This is a genomic window from Buttiauxella agrestis ATCC 33320, assembly GCF_000735355.1.
GTDB lineage: Bacteria > Pseudomonadota > Gammaproteobacteria > Enterobacterales > Enterobacteriaceae > Buttiauxella > Buttiauxella agrestis.
On the sequence record NZ_JMPI01000022.1, the window covers coordinates 288,881 to 308,143 of the forward strand.

At 49.6% G+C, this 19,263-nt stretch carries 20 protein-coding genes; 14 read left to right on the forward strand and 6 right to left on the reverse strand.

Annotation, left to right across the window (positions count from 1 at the left end; genetic code table 11):
- Positions 1-317: 317 nt before the first annotated feature.
- Complete coding sequence (locus tag GBAG_RS06090) at positions 318-2,000, reverse strand: aspartate:alanine antiporter (protein WP_034494245.1); 1,683 nt, start codon at positions 1,998-2,000, stop codon at positions 318-320.
- 299 nt (positions 2,001-2,299) lie between these two features.
- On the opposite strand from GBAG_RS06090, the gene GBAG_RS06095 reads away from it, so the two are divergent.
- Positions 2,300-2,665 carry an inner membrane protein YbjM gene (locus GBAG_RS06095; protein ID WP_034494246.1) on the forward strand — a complete coding sequence of 122 codons (366 nt, stop codon included), beginning with the start codon at positions 2,300-2,302 and terminating at the stop codon, positions 2,663-2,665.
- Between the two features lie 50 nt (positions 2,666-2,715).
- On the opposite strand, the gene GBAG_RS06100 is transcribed toward GBAG_RS06095, so the two are convergent.
- Positions 2,716-2,988 carry a GrxA family glutaredoxin gene (locus GBAG_RS06100; protein WP_034456459.1) on the reverse strand — a complete coding sequence of 91 codons (273 nt, stop codon included), beginning with the start codon at positions 2,986-2,988 and terminating at the stop codon, positions 2,716-2,718.
- Between the two features lie 181 nt (positions 2,989-3,169).
- Here GBAG_RS06100 and GBAG_RS06105 point away from each other — a divergent pair, with 181 nt between their 5' ends.
- The 13 genes from GBAG_RS06105 (at position 3,170) to rlmC (ending at position 15,462) form a co-directional block, all read left to right on the forward strand.
- Complete coding sequence (locus GBAG_RS06105) at positions 3,170-3,469, forward strand: YbjC family protein (protein ID WP_034494248.1); 300 nt, start codon at positions 3,170-3,172, stop codon at positions 3,467-3,469.
- Positions 3,453-4,175 (forward strand): oxygen-insensitive NADPH nitroreductase, encoded by a 723-nt coding sequence (gene nfsA / locus GBAG_RS06110; RefSeq protein WP_034494249.1) that lies wholly within the window; start codon positions 3,453-3,455, stop codon positions 4,173-4,175. Before GBAG_RS06105 ends, nfsA begins: the two co-directional genes overlap by 17 nt.
- A gap of 150 nt (positions 4,176-4,325) precedes the next feature.
- Positions 4,326-5,159, forward strand: a complete 834-nt coding sequence (gene xapA / locus GBAG_RS06115; RefSeq protein WP_034494251.1) for a xanthosine phosphorylase — start codon at positions 4,326-4,328, stop codon at positions 5,157-5,159.
- A gap of 43 nt (positions 5,160-5,202) precedes the next feature.
- Positions 5,203-6,459 (forward strand): nucleoside permease, encoded by a 1,257-nt coding sequence (locus tag GBAG_RS06120; protein WP_034494590.1) that lies wholly within the window; start codon positions 5,203-5,205, stop codon positions 6,457-6,459.
- Between the two features lie 68 nt (positions 6,460-6,527).
- Positions 6,528-7,445 (forward strand): LysR family transcriptional regulator, encoded by a 918-nt coding sequence (locus GBAG_RS06125; protein ID WP_034494253.1) that lies wholly within the window; start codon positions 6,528-6,530, stop codon positions 7,443-7,445.
- 211 nt (positions 7,446-7,656) lie between these two features.
- Positions 7,657-8,559, forward strand: a complete 903-nt coding sequence (gene rimK / locus GBAG_RS06130) for a 30S ribosomal protein S6--L-glutamate ligase (RefSeq protein WP_034494254.1) — start codon at positions 7,657-7,659, stop codon at positions 8,557-8,559.
- 105 nt (positions 8,560-8,664) lie between these two features.
- Positions 8,665-9,150 carry a YbjN domain-containing protein gene (locus GBAG_RS06135; protein ID WP_034494256.1) on the forward strand — a complete coding sequence of 162 codons (486 nt, stop codon included), beginning with the start codon at positions 8,665-8,667 and terminating at the stop codon, positions 9,148-9,150.
- 384 nt (positions 9,151-9,534) lie between these two features.
- The gene (gene potF / locus GBAG_RS06140; RefSeq protein WP_034494259.1) at positions 9,535-10,647 is read left to right on the forward strand and encodes a spermidine/putrescine ABC transporter substrate-binding protein PotF; all 1,113 of its coding nucleotides are present in this window, start codon (positions 9,535-9,537) and stop codon (positions 10,645-10,647) included.
- A 154-nt stretch (positions 10,648-10,801) separates the two neighbouring features.
- On the forward strand, positions 10,802-11,935 hold the full coding sequence (potG, locus tag GBAG_RS06145) for a putrescine ABC transporter ATP-binding subunit PotG (protein WP_156104859.1): 1,134 nt from the start codon (positions 10,802-10,804) through the stop codon (positions 11,933-11,935).
- Between the two features lie 9 nt (positions 11,936-11,944).
- A complete protein-coding gene (gene potH / locus GBAG_RS06150) occupies positions 11,945-12,898 on the forward strand; it encodes a putrescine ABC transporter permease PotH (RefSeq protein ID WP_034494261.1) in 954 nt (317 codons plus the stop codon).
- Positions 12,895-13,740 (forward strand): putrescine ABC transporter permease PotI, encoded by an 846-nt coding sequence (potI, locus tag GBAG_RS06155; RefSeq protein ID WP_034494263.1) that lies wholly within the window; start codon positions 12,895-12,897, stop codon positions 13,738-13,740. Before potH ends, potI begins: the two co-directional genes overlap by 4 nt.
- Positions 13,741-13,818: 78 nt before the next feature.
- A complete protein-coding gene (locus GBAG_RS06160; protein WP_034494594.1) occupies positions 13,819-14,286 on the forward strand; it encodes a YbjO family protein in 468 nt (155 codons plus the stop codon).
- Positions 14,287-14,325: 39 nt separating this feature from the next.
- The gene (gene rlmC / locus GBAG_RS06165) at positions 14,326-15,462 is read left to right on the forward strand and encodes a 23S rRNA (uracil(747)-C(5))-methyltransferase RlmC (RefSeq protein ID WP_034494264.1); all 1,137 of its coding nucleotides are present in this window, start codon (positions 14,326-14,328) and stop codon (positions 15,460-15,462) included.
- Between the two features lie 774 nt (positions 15,463-16,236).
- Here rlmC and artJ (GBAG_RS06170) read toward each other — a convergent pair.
- The 4 genes from artJ (GBAG_RS06170) to artJ (GBAG_RS06185) all read right to left on the reverse strand — a co-directional run bounded on the left by artJ (GBAG_RS06170) (position 16,237) and on the right by artJ (GBAG_RS06185) (position 19,253).
- Positions 16,237-16,968 carry an arginine ABC transporter substrate-binding protein ArtJ gene (gene artJ, locus GBAG_RS06170; protein ID WP_034494265.1) on the reverse strand — a complete coding sequence of 244 codons (732 nt, stop codon included), beginning with the start codon at positions 16,966-16,968 and terminating at the stop codon, positions 16,237-16,239.
- Between the two features lie 163 nt (positions 16,969-17,131).
- The gene (artM, locus tag GBAG_RS06175) at positions 17,132-17,800 is read right to left on the reverse strand and encodes an arginine ABC transporter permease ArtM (protein WP_034494266.1); all 669 of its coding nucleotides are present in this window, start codon (positions 17,798-17,800) and stop codon (positions 17,132-17,134) included.
- The gene (artQ, locus tag GBAG_RS06180; protein ID WP_034494267.1) at positions 17,800-18,516 is read right to left on the reverse strand and encodes an arginine ABC transporter permease ArtQ; all 717 of its coding nucleotides are present in this window, start codon (positions 18,514-18,516) and stop codon (positions 17,800-17,802) included. The genes artM and artQ overlap by 1 nt, the downstream gene beginning before the upstream one ends.
- Before the next feature lie 5 nt (positions 18,517-18,521).
- Positions 18,522-19,253 carry an arginine ABC transporter substrate-binding protein gene (gene artJ / locus GBAG_RS06185; protein WP_034494270.1) on the reverse strand — a complete coding sequence of 244 codons (732 nt, stop codon included), beginning with the start codon at positions 19,251-19,253 and terminating at the stop codon, positions 18,522-18,524.
- Between the last annotated feature and the right edge of the window lie 10 nt (positions 19,254-19,263).

The following is a 19,263-nucleotide window of genomic DNA, read 5'->3' on the forward strand; positions in this document are numbered from 1 at the left end:
ATCACCACGATTTTATCTTTAAGTAACATCACGAATCCTCGCTCACTAGCTCTCAGTATTCAAATTATGAAGGATGGGTTTAGATTTGGTGGTGATTAAGGCGTGACTGGAGCAGAGATGGGCAAGAGTTTGATTTGAAAGGGAACACGAATTTCAGGCAATAAAAAACCCATCAACCTTGAACCAAAGAGGCGGGGTTGATGGGCTCCACAAATTGGGGACATCAAAGAAAAGCAGTGGCACTAATTAAGACTTTGTCTTGGGTAAAAAGTTCGCACTGTCATAAAAAAATCTTTTTTCTTTGTCTGCGGCACGGATCACAAACCAGGCCATATGATTACGATAAGCGTCCCCGCCAACGTTAACAACACGTTAGCGATAGCGTAAGTTCCGGCGTAGCCAAGGGCTGGAATATTACTGCGCGCGGTGTCGCTGATAATTTCCATCGCCGGTGCACAAGTTCGTGCGCCCATCATCGCCCCGAATAGCAATGCGCGGTTCATACGTAAAACATATGCACCGAACAGGAAGCAGATCACTACGGGTACCAGGCTAACGATAAGGCCTGCAATCAACATTTGCCCGCCGACTGCACCTAAACCATTGCCAATGCCGCTACCGGCACTTAACCCGACGCCCGCCATAAACACCATCAGGCCGAATTCTTTCACCATGTTCAACGCCCCTTGCGGGATGTAGCCGAACGTTGGGTGGTTGGCGCGCAAGAAGCCCAACATGATTCCGGCAAACAGCAAGCCTGCGGCGTTACCGACACCGAAACTAAACGAGCTGAACTGGAAGGTGATCATGCCGATCATCAGGCCGATAATGAAGAAGGCGCAAAAAGCGAGCAGGTCGGTAATCTGGCTATGAATCGAGATAAAACCGATGCGCTCTGCCACGGTTTTCACGCGTCGAGCGTCACCGCTAACCTGTAAAACGTCGCCTTTGTTCAGCACGATATTGTCGTCGATAGGCATTTCAATCTGGCTGCGGATAACGCGGTTCAGGAAGCAACCGTGATCGGTCAGCTTTAATTGCCCCAGGCGGCGACCTACGGCATTGTGGTTTTTCACCACAATTTCTTCGGTGACGATGCGCATGTCCAGCAGGTCACGGTCAAAAACTTCTTTACCATTACGGAAGCTTGGGTCGAGACGAGAGTGTGCGTCCGGGTAACCGACCAGCGCGATTTCATCCCCTTTTTGCAGCACAGCGTCACCGTCCGGGTTTGCCAGAATACCGTTACGGCGAATACGTTCGATATAGCAACCGGTCTGGCGATAAATACCCAGTTCGCGCAGATTTTTGCCATCCGCCCAGGCAACAAGTTCAGAACCGACGCGGTAGGCGCGGATAACGGGCAGGTAAACTTTGCGTGCGGCATCGGTATCCAGACCGCGTTCACGAGCGATTTGTTGAGCACTGGTTTGCAAATCCTGGTGCTGAAGTTTTGGCAGATAACGCGCACCAACAATTAAACTCACCAGGCCGATAAGATAAGTCAGCGCGTAGCCGAGGCTCAGATTATCAAGAGAGGCGGCAAGTTCGGTTCCCGCTATGCCGGAATGGCGCAAGGTATCACCTGCACCGACCAACACGGGGGTAGAGGTCATCGAACCGGCGAGCATACCGGCGGTGAGGCCAATATCCCAGCCAAAGAGTTTCCCCAATCCGAGTGCAAGAAGCATGGCGCTGCCGACCATCACCAGTGCCAGCATTAAATAATTTTTGCCGTCGCGGAAGAAAATTGAAAAAAAGTTTGGCCCAGCTTCCACGCCAACACAAAAAATGAACAGCATGAAACCCAGATTTAGGGCGTCTGTGTTAATGGAAAAATGTTGTTGTCCGAGTAATAAAGAGACCACTAAAACACCAATGGAATTACCCAGTTGGACAGAACCGAGGCGTAATTTACCCAGACATAAGCCTAAGGTCAGAACAACAAATAATAACAGGATGTAATTCCCGCTTAACAAATCTGCGACGTTTATATTCACGAAGGATAACTTCTTGTTTACTAGTAAGCTGTTGAAAGAAATGGTTTTTTGGGTTAGGGTTTCTACTAATTACAACGCAATTTAATGTATTTTTATTGCATTAAAATATCCAGTGCACAGACCTGATAATAGCCGCTAGTTTAATCTTTATGTAGTTTTACGGCTAGTAAGAATATTGTGCGAATTGCGCGACTTATTTTTTAGCAGGGATTGCTGAAACTTATCTGACCCGGGCTGTTCTGCGTGCAGAACTGTAATTTTAAGTTCGATACAAGCGATCGTCAGGAGGATGTGTGTTCATGCGTGGACAACGTTGGTTTGGAGTCATTTGTTGCTTCGTGTTGTTTGTTGGCGTGTTTTTGTCTCAGAAGTTGAGTGCCGCCAATAGCTACCCGGGTGATAGACATTCAGAGTGGGGATTGCTGTTTTTTATCCTTCCGGGTGTTATTGCTAGCGTGTTTTCACGCCATGGCCGAGTGATCAAACCGCTGATGGGCGCAGTACTGGCTTCACCGCTTTGTCTGTTAATCATTCACTTTTGGCTTTCGCCAACGCGAACGTTCTGGCAGGAAATGGCCTGGATGTTTAGTGCTGTGTTTTGGTGTGCTCTTGGAGCATTGAGCTACTTATTTGTTCGTACATTGCTCCGCCGTCAGCGGCGATAAAAAAAACCGGCTCAGTTATACAACGGAGCCGGTTTTTTTAGTTTGAGTATTTATTCCGCGTTCTGGAACAAGCTCAGGTGTTCTTTAGCGTAAGCTTCAAAATCAGTGCAACCACCGATGTGTTTCTGGTCGAGGAAAATCTGCGGTACAGTTTCAACAGGTTTACCTACGGTTTTTTCCAGATCGGCTTTGCTGATGCCTTCTGCGTGAATATCAACGTAACGGAAGTTGAAGTCATCACGCTCAGCGGTCAATTTCTCAGCCAACTCTTTAGCACGAACACAATATGGGCAGCCTGGGCGACCAAAGATTACTGCAAACATAGAATCTCCTTTATTTTTTGTGGCCGAACGAGCCGGCGAATGGCAACTATAATGCCGCTAACCGGGGGGAATGGAAAGAAGGTCTTGCCTCTTACATTGATATTCATCGTCTATATTGCAATGTAAGAGTCAGGCGCAACCAGGTTATACTCAAGTGATAATTGCCTGTGGAGACAAGCGGATGCGTTCACTCGGAGCCTTACCGAAACCTGTATTAATCCTCGAAGTTATCGGTATCGCCTTTTTATTGCTTTCTTATCTTTCCCTGAACGGTTATGTGGCATTACCCGCACCCTTTGGGAATGCGACGGCGGCCATCATCATGGTATTTTTAGGGATTGCACTCATGATCCCGGCAGCGGCATTCATGGTGTGGGCGATGGCTCAAAACGTTGCGCCGCTGCTGACCAAAGGGCAATCGCCCGTTAAGAAATCTCTTTCAGACAAGCCAAAGGATAAACACGATGACGCCGACCATTGATCTGCTGCGTTCACACCGTTCCGTTCGTCGCTACACCGACGAGCCAATTACTGACGAACAGCGTGCAGCGATTGTTGCCAGTGCCCAGGCGGCCTCAAGTTCCAGTTTTTTACAATGCACCTCGATTATCCGTATCACGGACAAATCCCTGCGTGAGCAACTGGTTCCGCTCACCGGCGGGCAGAAACATGTCGCGCAAGCCGCTGAATTTTGGGTGTTCTGCGCCGACTTTAACCGTCATTTGCAAATTTGCCCGGAAGCGCAGTTAGGTCTGGCCGAACAGTTGCTCCTTGGCGTGGTCGATACGGCTATTCTGGCGCAAAACGCGTTTACCGCAGCGGAGTCGCTGGGATTGGGCGGCGTTTATATCGGCGGGCTGCGTAACAACATCGAAGCGGTGACGGAATTACTGAATATCCCAAAACACGTGTTACCTCTGTTTGGTTTATGCCTGGGTTGGCCCGATGAAGACCACGGTATTAAACCGCGCATCCCGGCGGCCATGATCATGCATGAAAATAGCTATCAGCCGGTCGATGAAAACGTGCTGGAGCAATACGACGAAGAGATGGCGCAATACTATCTTTCCCGTGGCAGCAATACGCGCCGCGACACGTGGAGCGATCATATTCGTCGCACAATCATCAAAGAAAACCGTCCATTTATTCTCGATTATTTGCACAAACAGGGCTGGGCTACCCGATAACAACCTCTGGCGGTGGCGCTCGCCGCCGCTGATCAATACATTTTCGCTATCAATCACCCGCCTAAACGGTATTGGTTCTGCACTATTGTCAGTCGGTATAACAGAGTTAACGCAAATTCTGATTATTCGACTCATGACAAGGAGCACCTGATGCCGATGACTACTCTTGATAACTCTCCGTATTACGCCGCAGATATTATCCGTTCCCGTATTAATGGCCTGGTGCCGCGCGTGGCTTTCATTTTGGGGTCTGGCCTGGGCGAACTGGCTGAGAAAATCGAACAACCTATTGTTTTCCCTTACGACGAACTGCCAGGCTTTCCGGTCAGCACGGTACACGGCCATGCCGGTGAGCTGGTGGTAGGGACGCTTGCGGGTGTTCCTGTCGCTTGCATGAAAGGGCGCGGTCACTTCTACGAAGGGCGCGGTATGTCAGTGATGACTAACGCGATTCGCACGTTTAAATTGCTCGGCTGTGAAATCCTGTTCTCCACAAACGCCGCGGGTTCATTGCGTCCTGAAGTGGGGCCTGGCAGCCTGGTTGCATTGAACGACCATATTAATACCATGCCGGGTACTCCAACTATCGGCCCTAACGATGACCGTTTCGGTGAGCGTTTCTTCTCTCTGGCAAATGCTTATGACGCCGATTACCGTGGCGTATTACAGCAAGTCGCAAAAGAGCAGGGCTTCCCACTCACCGAAGGTGTGTTTGTTTCCTATCCTGGCCCCAACTTTGAAACCGCAGCTGAGATTCGCATGATGCAAATCATCGGCGGCGATGTGGTGGGTATGTCTGTTGTGCCCGAGGTGATCAGCGCTCGCCATTGCGGCCTGAAAGTGGTGGCGGTTTCGGCGATTACCAATCTTGCTGAAGGCCTGGGAAGCGTGCAGCTTTCTCATGCGCAAACGCTGGCGGCAGCGGCACTTTCGCGCCAGAACTTTATTAATCTGATTTGCGGTTTCCTGGGCAAACTCGCCTGAGGCACTACCAACACACCGGGTAAAACACATGGCGATTAACGTTTTGGCGATTAAACCTCGCTTGAAAATCATGTTGTTTTTGCAGTATTTCATTTGGGGCGCATGGCTGGTCACACTAGGCTCATACATGATTAACACCCTCGGTTTCCGGGGGGCTGATGTCGGTATGGTCTACAGTACCAAGGGACTTGCGGCGTTATTAATGCCGGGGATCGTCGGCATTATTGCCGACAAATGGCTGCCTGCGAATCGTGTCTATGCACTCTGCCACCTGGTGTGCGCCGCAATGCTGGCCTGGGCTGCCAGCATTAATCAGCCGGGGCTGATGTTTTGGGTGATGCTGGGTAACGCGATGGCATTTATGCCAACCATTGCCCTGTCGAACACCATCTCGTATGCCAGCCTTGAAAAAGCCGGCCTGGATACCGTCAGCCATTTCCCACCGATCCGCGTTTTCGGCACTATCGGTTTTATCGCCGCGATGTGGACGGTGAGCCTGATGCGATTTGAGCTGAGTAATCTCCAGCTTTATATTGCCGCGGGAGCCTCGCTGGCGCTGGCGTTGTATTCCCTGACTCTGCCAACCATTCCGGTGGCGAAAGGCGGTGTGTCGCGCTCGTGGGTGAGTCGTCTGGGTCTGGATGCGTTTGTATTATTCAAGAATCCGCGCATGGCTGTTTTCTTCTTATTTGCCATGCTGTTGGGTGCGGTTTTGCAGATAACCAATACTTTCGGCAACCCGTTCCTGCATGATTTTGCGCGTAACCCTGAATTTGCCAACAGCTTCGTGGTTCAGTACCCGTCGATTCTGCTTTCAGTTTCGCAAATGTCTGAAGTGGCATTTATCCTCACCATTCCATTCTTCTTACGTCGCTTTGGGATTAAACAAGTGATGTTGATGAGCATGGTGGCCTGGGTGCTGCGATTCGCCTTGTTTGCCTGGGGGGACCCGTCTGCATTTGGTTTCGTATTACTGCTACTTTCGATGGTGGTTTATGGCTGTGCGTTCGACTTCTTTAATATCTCGGGCTCTGTGTTTGTGGAACAAGAAGTTGATAAACGTATCCGGGCCAGTGCGCAAGGGCTGTTTATGACGATGGTTAACGGGATTGGTGCCTATCTCGGGGCGATTCTCAGTGGCTATGTGGTGGATTACTTTAGCGTTGATGGCGTCAAAGACTGGACGACGATTTGGTTGGTGTTTGCCGGATATGCATTAGTGCTGGCAGTTATTTTCCACTTCAGTTTCCAGTATCGACACAATCCTTCGCTCAAGGCTTCGGAACCGGTCGCACATTAACAGTCGGCTGGATTACAGCGAGCGGCAGGAGTGATAGTTTATGGGGCTGCCAGAACAAAGGGAGCCTCATGAGCATTTCACAGCGAGTTTATCGCACCGATTTAAAACTATTGCGCTATTTCCAGGCTGTGGCAGAAGAGCTGCATTTTGGCAAAGCTGCGGCGCGCTTAAATATGTCCCAGCCGCCGCTGAGTTTTCACATTAAAGAATTAGAGTCCCAGCTCGGCACCGTTCTGTTTATTCGCCATTCACGTAGCGTCGCGCTTACTTATGCGGGTGAAATTCTACTCGAAGAAACCCGGCGTTTGCTCGACAGCGCAAACCTTGCCCTGGCCCGAGTCGAACAAATAGGTCGTGGCGAAGGTGGGCGAATTCACCTGGGCATTGTCGGCACCGCTATCTGGGGCGGGTTGCGTCTGGGGCTGCAACAATTTATCGCTGATTATCCCGCGATTGATATTTTATTCCGCGAAAAGTCACCTGGCGTCCAGCTTTCTTTAATTGAACGCCATGACATCGACGCCGGGATCTGGCGTATGGAAACCAATCCACCTCCCGGTTTACGCAGCGAAAAACTTCACGACGCGACGTTTTTAGTGGCCTTGCCAGAAAAGCACCCCCTCACAAAACAAACCGCCATTGATATCGAGCAGTTGCGTCACGAGGCTTTTGTCACCATGACGGCGGTGCATTCTGACTGGACCTTTTTGCAGGGGGTCTGTCGGGAGGCGGGGTTCACGCCGCGTATAGTCAGGGAAGCCGTCGAGCCGCAAACGGTGCTGGCATTAGTGAGCATCGGTATCGGATTAACCATCATGGCCGACAGCTACGCGCAAATGAACTGGCCGGGCGTGACCTTCCGCCCGCTCACAAAAGCGATCCCGGCGGATCTCTATGTGGTCTACGATCCGCATCATCTGGCCTCCACAACACGCCATTTAATTGACGTGTTAAAACAGTCTCCAGATACATTGCCCGTTCGTTGAAACAACATGGCAGTGCTATGATATCCGCGCTGTCATTATTAGAGACTATCCCATTAGGCTATTTTATTTGTTAGTTTTGCCCTGGGCTGTGCTCAAAATCCTCACGTACTTCGTGTACGCTCCGGTTTTTCCGCGCAGTCCGAGTCCAAACTAACTGCATCAATCACGCCTACTGAGATTGTCTCATAGACTGGAAACGCTGAGGTGCAGGGTGAAAATCGCCATTTTGTCCCGGGATGGAACGCTTTATTCTTGTAAACGGCTTCGTGAAGCGGCATCGCGCCGGGGTCACGCCGTCGAAATTATCGATCCCCTTTCTTGCTATATGAACATCAATCCGGCAGCACCCTCTGTGCATTATAAAGGCCGCCAGCTTCCGCATTATGATGCAGTTATTCCACGTATCGGCTCGGCAATCACATTTTATGGCACTGCGGTTTTGCGCCAGTTTGAAATGCTGGGCAGCTATCCACTCAATGAATCCGTCGCGATTACCCGTGCGCGCGACAAACTGCGTTCCTTGCAGTTGATGGCGAGGCAGGGCATTGATTTGCCCGTTACCGGTTTTGCTCACTCACCTGATGACACCAGTGATTTAATCGACATGGTAGGCGGTGCTCCGCTGGTGGTAAAACTGGTGGAAGGTACACAAGGGATTGGCGTCGTGTTGGCTGAAACCCGGCAGGCGGCAGAAAGCGTGATTGATGCCTTCCGGGGTCTTAACGCTCATATTCTGGTGCAGGAATATATAAAAGAAGCGCAGGGCAGGGATATCCGCTGTCTTGTGGTCGGCAACAACGTGGTGGCGGCAATCGAACGCCAGGCAAAACCCGGTGATTTTCGCTCCAACCTGCATCGCGGAGGCGTGGCAAATCAGGTTGAAATCACCGAACGTGAACGCGAAATCGCCCTGCATGCGGCTGCAACGCTCGGGTTGGATGTGGCGGGCGTTGATATTTTGCGCGCCGAACGCGGCCCACTGGTTATGGAAGTCAACGCGTCGCCAGGTCTGGAAGGCATTGAAAAAACAAGCGGTGTGGATATTGCGACACTGATGATTAAATGGATTGAACAGCAAGCGCAGCCGGGATATTGCCTGAAAACAGGCGGCTAAATTCGAACGCATGAGCCATTGGGCGCATAATATTAGTATGAGGCGTTATTTTTGCGTAAGCTATGGCGCGACTTACTCACCCTTATTTAAGAGGCTACGGCATTTATGGATTCACTCGTTGTCCCGACTCTGGACATCTTACGCCGCTGGCTTGACGAAATCGGCGTGACCATTTTCGAGTGCGACACTTGCCAGGCGCTCCATCTGCCCCATATGCAGAATTTTGATGGTGTCTACGATGCGAAAATCGATCTGGTCGATAATATCGTCTTGTTCTCAGCGCTGGCCGAAGTAAAACCTTCCGCTTTGCTGCCACTGGCATCTGATTTGTCCTCTATCAACGCCAGTTCGTTAACCGTGAAAGCGTTCCTGGATATCCAGGATGACAATTTGCCTAAACTTGTGGTTTGCCAGTCGCTGCAAGCGTCAGTCGGCATTACCCGTGAGCAGTTTGCTGCCTTTGTAAAACAGAGTGAAGAGCAAATCTCTATGGTGATTCTGGAAGCGTGTGCCAACCAGCTGCTCTTTATCTCTGAAGGAGAAGAAGAGCAAGATGACGGCACAATTATTCAAACCCACTTCCTGCACTAATCGTTTCTTTCCTGACCGCAGCGGCTGCCATACCCGCTGCGTTCCATGTTTTTTTATTCTGCCTTAATAGCCTCCCACCAGAATTATTCTCGCCACTCCTGCCCGTTTTGCGCCACACCATAGATGTTTTATGCTTAAAAAATTGATAAAAGTCACTTTTCTGCCTGGGCTATAGTCTCTAAGTCTGGCTACAGTTATTCTTGCGGGACGCGTAAAGCGTGCAATGTCTGCTGGGGAGGCGTCAGTCTTTTTTCACAGCAGTTTGAATAGAGATGCATGATTCTTGCATGGCCTGTGTGCGAGAAAAAAATGCGTGAAAGGTTGATTGAGTAAATTATGCTCGCGAAAGCGAGATTTACCCTTTATTCAGAAGGAATGATAACTATGTTCGCCCAACGTAAAAAATTGCTATCGGGTATGGTGGCGGGTTTGCTGATGGCCGTTTCTGCCACCACATTTGCTGCTGAACAAAAGACGCTGCACGTTTATAACTGGTCTGATTATATTGCGCCGGATACGCTGGCAAACTTCACCAAAGAAACCGGTATTAAAGTCGTTTATGACGTCTTCGACTCCAACGAAGTGTTGGAAGGGAAGTTGATGGCGGGCAGTACGGGCTACGACCTGGTTGTGCCTTCTTCGCAATTCCTCGAACGTCAGGCTCAGGCCGGGATTTTCCAGCCGCTGGATAAAAGTAAACTCCCGAACTACAAAAACCTCGATCCGGAAATGCTCAAGCTGGTCGCGCACAACGACCACGACAATAAATACGGCATTCCGTACATGATGGTCACAACCGGTATCGGTTACAACGTCGAAAAAGTCAAAGCGGCACTGGGCAAAGACGCGCCAGTGGATAGCTGGGATCTTATCCTGAAACCCGAAAACCTCGAGAAGCTGAAAAGCTGCGGTGTCTCCTTCCTTGACGCACCAAGCGAAGTCTATGCCTCTGTGTTGCACTATCTGGGCAAAGATCCTAACAGCACCGACCCGAAAGATTACACCGGGGCGGCGAACGATCTGCTGTTGAAACTGCGCCCGTCTATCCGCTATTTCCACTCTTCTCAATACATCAATGACCTGGCAAACGGCGACATTTGCGTCGCGATTGGTTGGTCGGGCGATATTCTCCAGGCAGCGAATCGCGCCAAAGAAGCAAAAAATGGCGTGAATATTGCTTATACCATTCCTAAAGAAGGGGCGATGGTGTACTTCGATATGTTCGCCATGACCGCAGATGCGAAAAACAAAGACGAAGCCTATCAGTTCCTGAATTACCTGATGCGCCCGGATGTCGTGGCGAATATCAGTAACCACGTTTATTACGCGAACGCGAACAAAGACTCGACGCCGCTGCTGAACGCAGAAATTCGCGATAACCCAGGTATTTATCCGCCAGCTGATGTGCGTGCCAAATTGTTCACACAAAGTGTGCAATCGCCAAAAGTTGACCGCGTAATTACCCGGGCGTGGACTAAAGTTAAAACAGGCAAATAAGTAAACCTGTTAGCGACTTAACAAGGTTTGCAACGGAGTGGTGCACCGAAACAGTGCATGCGCTCCAACACGAGCAGAGGCCGAGGCCTCTGTATCGTCATTAGTACGGCAACCGGGTCGTACATCTATTTCGTTTTTGCCGGAGAGCAACATATTGAACGACGTAACTCCTCGTCCACACGCGAAAACTCGCAAAGCGCTCACCCCGCTGCTTGAAGTACGCAACCTCACAAAATCCTTCGACGGGCAACACGCCGTTGATGATGTGAATCTCACCATTTATAAAGGCGAAATTTTTGCGCTGCTCGGGCCATCCGGCTGTGGTAAATCAACACTTTTACGTATGTTGGCAGGCTTTGAGCAACCGAGTGCCGGGCAGATCGTGCTTGATGGCGTCGATTTGTCGCATGTGCCGCCGTATCAGCGCCCGATCAATATGATGTTCCAGTCGTATGCGCTTTTCCCGCATATGACGGTTGAACAAAATATCGCCTTCGGCCTCAAGCAAGACAAACTGCCGAAAAGTGAAATCACTCAGCGCGTGCAGGAAATGCTAACTCTTGTGCATATGCAGGAGTACGCGAAACGTAAGCCGCACCAGCTTTCTGGCGGACAGCGCCAACGTGTCGCGCTGGCACGAAGCCTCGCGAAACGGCCAAAACTGTTGCTGCTCGATGAGCCAATGGGCGCGCTGGATAAAAAGCTGCGTGACCGTATGCAACTTGAAGTCGTCGATATTCTTGAGCGCGTGGGCGCGACCTGCGTGATGGTGACGCACGACCAGGAAGAAGCGATGACTATGGCGGGGCGTATCGCCATCATGAATCGCGGTAAATTCGAGCAAATCGGCGAGCCGGAAGAAGTCTATGAATACCCGGCAACGCGCTACAGCGCTGAATTTATCGGTTCGGTAAACGTCTTTGAAGGTCTGTTGAAAGAGCGTCAGGAAGATGGCCTGGTGATTGACAGTCCAGGGCTTGTGCATCCATTGAAAGTAGACCCGGATATTTCAGTGGTCGACGGTGTGCCGGTCTACGTTGCATTGCGCCCGGAAAAAGTAATGCTTTGCGACGAACCGCCTGCCGATGGCTACAACTTTGCGGTAGGTGAAGTGGTGCACATTGCTTACCTTGGCGACTTGTCGATATATCACGTCCGCCTGAAAAGTGGCCAGATGATCAGCGCGCAGTTGCAGAACGAGAACCGCAATCGTAAAGGAATGCCGACATGGGGCGACGAAGTGCGCCTGTGTTGGGATGCTGAAAGTTGTGTGGTGTTGACGGTTTAAGGGGGCGAAATGAGCACGATGACTGAACGCCCGGCGGAGCCACCGGCAAGCGGTTTTAAATTGTGGCTGGGAAAAATGCAAATGCGCCATGGCCGCAAGCTGGTGATCGCTTTGCCTTATCTGTGGCTAATTTTGCTGTTTATGCTGCCATTCTTGATTGTCTTTAAGATAAGTTTTGCAGAAATAGCGCGATCCATTCCGCCTTACACCGATCTCGTCACCTGGGCAGACGATCAGATTTCGCTGGCGCTGAATCTGGCTAACTATCTTCAGCTAACTGACGATCCGTTATATGCCGAAGCCTATCTGCAATCGCTGCAAATGGCGGGCGTTTCTACAATTTGCTGTTTGCTGCTGGGCTATCCGTTGGCCTGGGCGGTGGCTCACAGTAAATCCTCAACACGTAATATTCTGTTGTTATTGGTTATTTTACCTTCATGGACCTCGTTCCTGATTCGCGTGTATGCGTGGATGGGGATCCTCAAAAATAACGGTGTGCTTAATAATGTGCTGATATGGTTGGGTGTTATCGATCAACCGCTGGTGATTTTACATACCAATCTCGCGGTTTATATCGGTATCGTTTATGCCTATTTACCCTTTATGGTGCTGCCGATTTATACCGCGCTGACCCGAATTGATTACTCGCTGGTGGAGGCCTCTCTGGATTTAGGTGCCCGGCCGCTGAAAACATTCTTTAGCGTTATCGTGCCGCTCACCAAAGGTGGGATTATTGCCGGCTCGATGCTGGTGTTTATTCCGGCGGTAGGGGAGTTTGTTATCCCGGAACTGCTCGGCGGGCCAGATAGCATCATGATTGGTCGTGTACTGTGGCAGGAATTCTTCAATAACCGCGACTGGCCTGTGGCCTCAGCGGTAGCTATCACTATGCTTATCCTGCTGATTGTGCCGATTATGTGGTTCCACAAATACCAGAACAAAGCGGCGGAGGACCACGCATGAACAATTTACCGGTAGTGCGTTCACCGTGGCGTATTTTGATTTTGGTGATTGGTTTCACCTTTCTGTACGCCCCAATGTTAATGCTGGTGATCTACTCATTTAACAGCTCAAAACTGGTAACAGTTTGGGCGGGGTGGTCTACACGTTGGTATGCCGAGCTATTCCACGACTCGGCGATGATGAGCGCAGTGGGGCTGAGTTTGACCATTGCGGCTGCGGCTGCAACAGCCGCGGTTATCCTTGGCACCATTGCTGCTATGGTGATGGTGCGTTTTGGTAAGTTTCGGGGCTCCACAGGTTTTGCCTTTATGCTCACCGCACCGCTGGTTATGCCTGATGTCATTACTGGCCTGTCGTTGCTGTTGTTGTTCGTCGCGCTTGGGCATGCCATTGGCTGGCCAAGTGACCGCGGCATGTTGACCATCTGGCTTGCGCACGTCACTTTTTGTACTGCGTATGTGTCAGTGGTAATTAGCTCACGCTTGCGCGAGCTAGACCACTCAATCGAAGAAGCGGCAATGGATTTAGGCGCCACGCCGCTGAAGGTGTTTTTTGTGATCACCGTTCCGATGATTGCCCCGGCAATCGTCTCCGGCTGGCTACTGGCGTTTACCTTATCGCTCGATGATTTGGTTATTGCGAGCTTCGTCTCAGGGCCAGGTGCGACAACCTTACCGATGCTGGTATTCTCGAGTGTCAGAATGGGGGTCAACCCGGAAATTAACGCTCTGGCATCTATCATTTTGGGTGTCGTCGGGGTTATTGGCTTAATTGCATGGTGGTTTATGGCGCGGGCAGAAAAGCAGCGTCTGCGCGATATCCAGCGTGCAAGGCGTAGCTGAAAGGTTTAAAATCTGATAAAACCTTCAGTGCCGCGCCAGACGCGGCACTGTGACGTATGGAACACGAGGTTTGCGGAAATTTTCAGGAAACGAAGTCAAACTCAAGCCAAATTGAATGCCCCCACACTCGTTCTGGTGGCGGCAATCGCTATTCTTACTACGCGGATGCTCGATCTTATGTTGCTGTTCAACATGCTCGGGTTGCGTGGAGTGATTGATTTTGTTCATCGCAGTGTGCAAACCTGGAACCTGACGCTGATTTTCCTTGGCAGCCTGGTGATGCTTTGCATCGAGTTACGTTGTGCGTTTGTCATCATGAAAGGGTGCAACTGGGGGCGCTGGGTATTCCTTGCCACGCAGGTTATTGCGGTCTCATATTTATGGGCGGCGTCGCTGGGTTGGGGTTATCCCGAACTTTTTAGTATTCCCGGCGAGTCAAAACGTGAGATATTCCGCTCGTTAATGATGCAGAAACTCCCCGATTTACTGGTGTTGTTCCTGCTGTTTGCCCCTTCGCGCAGTCGGCTTTTTTTCAAACTTCAATAACCGCGTAGTGTTTTGATCTGCGCCCTTCAGGATTTAATTATGCATTGCGCGCTATACCAGGCTAATCGTTGCCGTTCTTGTCAGTGGATTGAACAGCCGATTTCTGAACAGCTCACCGACAAAATGAACGAACTTCAGCAATTACTGGAGGGAGTTGCGGTGCAAGACTGGCGCGCGCCAATCAGTGGCCCTGAACATGCTTTTCGTAATAAAGCTAAAATGGTGGTCAGCGGCAGCGTAGAAAAGCCGTTGCTTGGCATGCTGCACCGCGATGGGACGCCTGAAGATTTAACCGAATGCCCGCTTTATCCTGCCTCTTTCCAGGTGGTTTTTGCCGTACTGAAACCTTTTATTGCTCGTGCGGGTTTGACGCCCTATAACGTGGCGCGTAAACGTGGCGAACTGAAATATCTGTTGCTGACGGAAAGCCAGTTAGATGGCGGCATGATGCTGCGTTTTGTATTGCGTTCCGATGCAAAAATTGAGCAGCTGCGTGCGGCGCTGCCATGGCTGCAACAACAACTCCCACAGCTCAAAGTGATTTCCGCCAACATCCAGCCAGTGCATATGGCGATTATGGAAGGCGAGCAGGAGATTCCGTTCACCGAACAACAATGGCTTGAAGAAAATTTTAACGGCGTGCCGTTATATATCCGCCCGCAAAGTTTCTTCCAGACTAACCCAACGGTTGCTGCGTCGTTGTATGCCACCGCCCGTGAGTGGGTGCGAGAAATGCCCGTCAAACATATGTGGGATTTATTCTGTGGAGTTGGCGGCTTTGGGCTGCACTGCGCCACACCGGATATGAAACTGACTGGAATTGAAATTGCCCCAGAAGCAATTGCCTCAGCTCGCCAATCAGCCGAAAAACTCGGCTTAACCGATATTCACTTCCAGGCGCTGGACTCCACGAAATTTGCGACTGAACAGGAAGATATTCCTGACCTGGTTTTAGTGAATCCGCCAAGACGTGGCATTGGCCAGGCGCTGTGTTATTTCCTGAACAACATGGCTCCGAAATACATCATCTATTCAAGTTGTAATGCGCAGACGATGGCGCAGGATATTGCTTCGCTGGCGGAATACCGGGTTGAGAGAGTACAGCTGTTTGATATGTTCCCGCATACGGCGCATTACGAGGTGTTGGCGTTGTTGGTGCGGCTGCCTTCACCTTAATCTCCAAAACCTGGATAGAAGGAAATCGACTCGTGTGACATCTATCCAGATAAAGAAAATAATATGACCTATCAATTCTCTGCATTTGGAAATGGCAGTGCTGGAGTATAAGAATCCTGCTGCTCGGGCTGAGTATAAATTGAGTTCTCATACTCTTCCGTTATAGGGAATGTTAAGGTAGCACAGATAAGAGGTATAATCAGGCCACACCAGAAAATAGTATGATTACTCTTGGTAATATTATCCCTTTTCCAATAATAAACAGGGGAGAAAAATATCCATATCCAATGTGGTAATTTTGTATATCCGGCCGCGGTTAAATTGATTCGGTCCTTAATAAATAATGTTATAGGCAGGGCGTAACCTATAAGTTGAAGTGAAATAAAAATCACAGGGCTTGAATGTAGCTGCAAATAAGTTATTGGAATGAAAAATATCGGACAAAGAACTAGCAGCCAAATATAAAGGTTATTCAAGGGAGGGCGAGAAGAATTAGATTGTAGAACACTATTATTTTCCATTTAAATCATCCATGTAAAATTCTGTCATGTATTTTACATAGATAATTTATCTAGTGCAAAAACGTCACACCCACTATTAACTGGATGTAATTTAAGTAAAAATACGTATTTTTTCATTTTTCAAATGTACGAATTCAGATTGTACATTTATACTTTAAATGATTGGGTCTACTTCATCAGCACGATACTTGTGAGAATATCGGCCAGAAGGTAAAAACACAATCTGGCCTGGATATTTAGAACATGTAAATAATTACTGCGGGAACCACTGGTCGCTAATCTTCTGATAAGTCCCGTCAGCTTTAATCGCTGCCAGCGCGGTATTCAGTTTGGTCAGCAATGCCTTGTTATCCGGGCGAACCGCAATCCCCAGGCCCGTACCGAAGTATTCTGCATCAGTCACGTGCTCGCCCACCGTCCCTAACTGCGGGTTGGTTTTCAGCCATTCATTAACGACAGCCGTGTCGCCAAATACGCCATCAATACGCCCATTTTTCAGGTCGATAATCGCATTCTGGTAGCTATCGTAAGAAACGGTTTTAATTTCCGGATGTTTATCCTGGAGATATTTCTGATGTGTGGTGCCGTTTTCCATGCCGATACGTTTGCCTTTCAGTTCGTCAAAAGATTTAAACGCCCCTTTTTTGGCAATCACCACCGCTGAGTTGGCATAGTACGGTGCAGTGAAGGAAACTTGTTTGCTGCGTTCAGGGGTAATATCCATGCCGGAAATGACGGCATCGTATTTACGGAATTTAAGCGACGGGATCAGGCTGTCAAATGCATGGTTAGTGAATGTGCATTCAGCTTGCATTTGTTTGCATAAAGCTTTTGCCAGGTCGATATCAAAACCGACAATCTGATTATTGGCATCCAGCGATTCAAATGGCGGATAAGTCGCCGAAGAACCAAAGTTGATTTTGTCGGCCGCAGCCACGTTGAATGCGGCTGTGGCGAACAGTGCGGCCAAAATAAACTTCTTCATGTGTGTAGCTCCTGTCTGTCGTGTTTTATTGTATTCACCGTTTTCCGGCGTCAAAAAATCATGCCAGTAAATGAATTTATATGCAAATTAAATGTATAATTATATTTGTCGGGATATAAAAAAGGCGGGGAATTCCCCGCCGTTTTCTATGATTCGCTATCGTTTAATTTCGACGTTCAAATGCCAGAGCGCGACGTTCTACCACACGCATTATGAGCGTCAGTAAACCGTTCACGACCAGATAAACCAGGCCTGCGGCACCGAACACCATCACATCGTAAGTCCGTCCATACAGCAACTGCCCGTGGCCCATCACTTCCATCAGCGTAATGGTGTACGCCAGCGAAGTACTTTTAAACACTAAAACCACTTCGTTCGAGTACGACGATAGTGCGCGTTTAAATGCATAAGGAAGCAAAATGGCGAGCGTATCCTTTTTGCTCATTCCCAATGCGCCACACGATTGCCACTGCCCCTCAGGAATCGCGCGAATAGCCCCGTAAAACAGTTGTGTGGTGTAAGCCGCACTGTTTAACGAAAGGGCAATCAATGCACACAACCACGGCTCAGAAAGCAGATGCCACAACACAGGGTAATTTTGAATCGACGGGAATTGACCTGGGCCGTAGTAAATAAGGAAGATTTGCACCAGCAAAGGCGTACCAGTAAACAGGGTGATGTAGGCACGTACAATATGAACCAATACCGGTGTTTTCAGCGTCAAAACGATGGTGAAAAACAGCGATAAAATCAACGCGACCACAATTGACGCTACGGTCAGAGTCAGGCTGGTATGCAGGCCTTTAAACAGTTCCGGTAAATACTCAAGCATCAGCCGGGTCTCCGTTCAAAACGAGTCGCTCTCTGGTCAATACGTTTGAGCACGTACTGGCTGATGAGGGTGATCACGAGGTAGATCGCGGCAGCGACCACATACCAGGTAAATGGCTCCTGGGTACGGGTGGCGATACTCTTGGTTTGTAACATCAAATCATTGACGCTTATCAGCGAAACCAGCGCGGTATCTTTAAGCAAAACTAACCACTGGTTGCCTAAACCTGGCAGCGCATGGCGCCACATTTGCGGCATCACCAGACGGAAGAAAATGGCTGCTTTCGATAAACCTAATGCCTGGCCGGACTCCCATTGCCCAATTGGTACGGCTTTGAGTGCGCCACGCAAAGTTTGCGAAGCATAAGCCGAGTAGAGCAAGGAAAGTGCAATGACGCCGCACAGGAACGGGCTGACATCGAAATTCTCGATCTGTAATTGGATGGGGATCTGCGCAAAACCGAGATTGAGCGTGAAGCCATCTGAGAGGATAAGCAGTAACTGTGAGGAGCCGAAATAAATAAACAGCACCACCAGAATTTCAGGTAAGCCGCGCAGCACCGTCACCCAAGCTGAACCCAGCCAGGCTATCGGACGCCATTTTGCAGACTCCCATACGGCAAAAATCATCGCCAGAGCCAGGCCGATGATTAGCGCACAAACGGCAAGGCCGACGGTCATCCCGGCGGCGCTTGCTAAAGTAAACATTTCGTTCATTCAGATTACTTCTGGAACCATTTTTCGTAGATGGTTTTGTAGGTACCATCTTGCTTCACTTTTTCAAGTGCAGTGTTGAACTTCGCCTGCAGGTCAGTGTTGCCCTGACGAACAGCGATGCCCAGGCCTGTACCGAAGTAGTCTTTATCCGTAACTTTATCGCCAATGGCGGCTAGTTTAGGATCGGCTTTCAGCCATTCGGTAACGACAGCAGTGTCACCAAATACCGCGTCAATACGGCCACTTTCCATATCCAGCTTGGCATTCATGTAGCTGTCGTAAGGAACGGTGGTGATTTCTGGATGTTTATCCATGATAAATTTCTGGTGCGTGGAGCCGTTCTGCATACCCACTTTTTTGCCTTTCAGCGCACTGATATCAGCAATTTTGCCTTTCTGGCCGACAAACAGCGCAGAGTTTTCATAGTATGGGGTGCTGAAAAGTACCTGTTTTTCACGCTCTGGGGTGATATCCATACCTGAGATTACCGCGTCGATACGGCGGAATTTCAAACTTGGGATCAGACTATCAAATGCTTGATTACTGAAAGTACAGGTTGCATCGATCTCTTTACACAACGCATTGGCTAAATCGACATCAAAACCAACAATCTTGTTACTGGCATCCATCGATTCAAACGGAGGGTAAGACGCTTCCATAGCAAAACGAATAGTTTGTGCAGCCGACGCGGAAAGGCTCAGGCTGGCTAATAATGTGGCAAGCAGAACTTTTTTCATGGTTATTTTC

Coding starts and splice junctions, on each gene's coding strand:
- GBAG_RS06095 (WP_034494246.1), top strand. CDS start 2,300: ATGCGTGGACAACGTTGGTTTGGAGTCATTTGTTGCTTCGTGTTGTTT.
- GBAG_RS06100 (WP_034456459.1), bottom strand. CDS start 2,988: ATGTTTGCAGTAATCTTTGGTCGCCCAGGCTGCCCATATTGTGTTCGT.
- GBAG_RS06105 (WP_034494248.1), top strand. CDS start 3,170: ATGCGTTCACTCGGAGCCTTACCGAAACCTGTATTAATCCTCGAAGTT.
- nfsA (WP_034494249.1), top strand. CDS start 3,453: ATGACGCCGACCATTGATCTGCTGCGTTCACACCGTTCCGTTCGTCGC.
- xapA (WP_034494251.1), top strand. CDS start 4,326: ATGCCGATGACTACTCTTGATAACTCTCCGTATTACGCCGCAGATATT.
- GBAG_RS06125 (WP_034494253.1), top strand. CDS start 6,528: ATGAGCATTTCACAGCGAGTTTATCGCACCGATTTAAAACTATTGCGC.
- GBAG_RS06135 (WP_034494256.1), top strand. CDS start 8,665: ATGGATTCACTCGTTGTCCCGACTCTGGACATCTTACGCCGCTGGCTT.
- potF (WP_034494259.1), top strand. CDS start 9,535: ATGTTCGCCCAACGTAAAAAATTGCTATCGGGTATGGTGGCGGGTTTG.
- potH (WP_034494261.1), top strand. CDS start 11,945: ATGAGCACGATGACTGAACGCCCGGCGGAGCCACCGGCAAGCGGTTTT.
- potI (WP_034494263.1), top strand. CDS start 12,895: ATGAACAATTTACCGGTAGTGCGTTCACCGTGGCGTATTTTGATTTTG.
- rlmC (WP_034494264.1), top strand. CDS start 14,326: ATGCATTGCGCGCTATACCAGGCTAATCGTTGCCGTTCTTGTCAGTGG.
- artJ (WP_034494265.1), bottom strand. CDS start 16,968: ATGAAGAAGTTTATTTTGGCCGCACTGTTCGCCACAGCCGCATTCAAC.
- artM (WP_034494266.1), bottom strand. CDS start 17,800: ATGCTTGAGTATTTACCGGAACTGTTTAAAGGCCTGCATACCAGCCTG.
- artQ (WP_034494267.1), bottom strand. CDS start 18,516: ATGAACGAAATGTTTACTTTAGCAAGCGCCGCCGGGATGACCGTCGGC.
- artJ (WP_034494270.1), bottom strand. CDS start 19,253: ATGAAAAAAGTTCTGCTTGCCACATTATTAGCCAGCCTGAGCCTTTCC.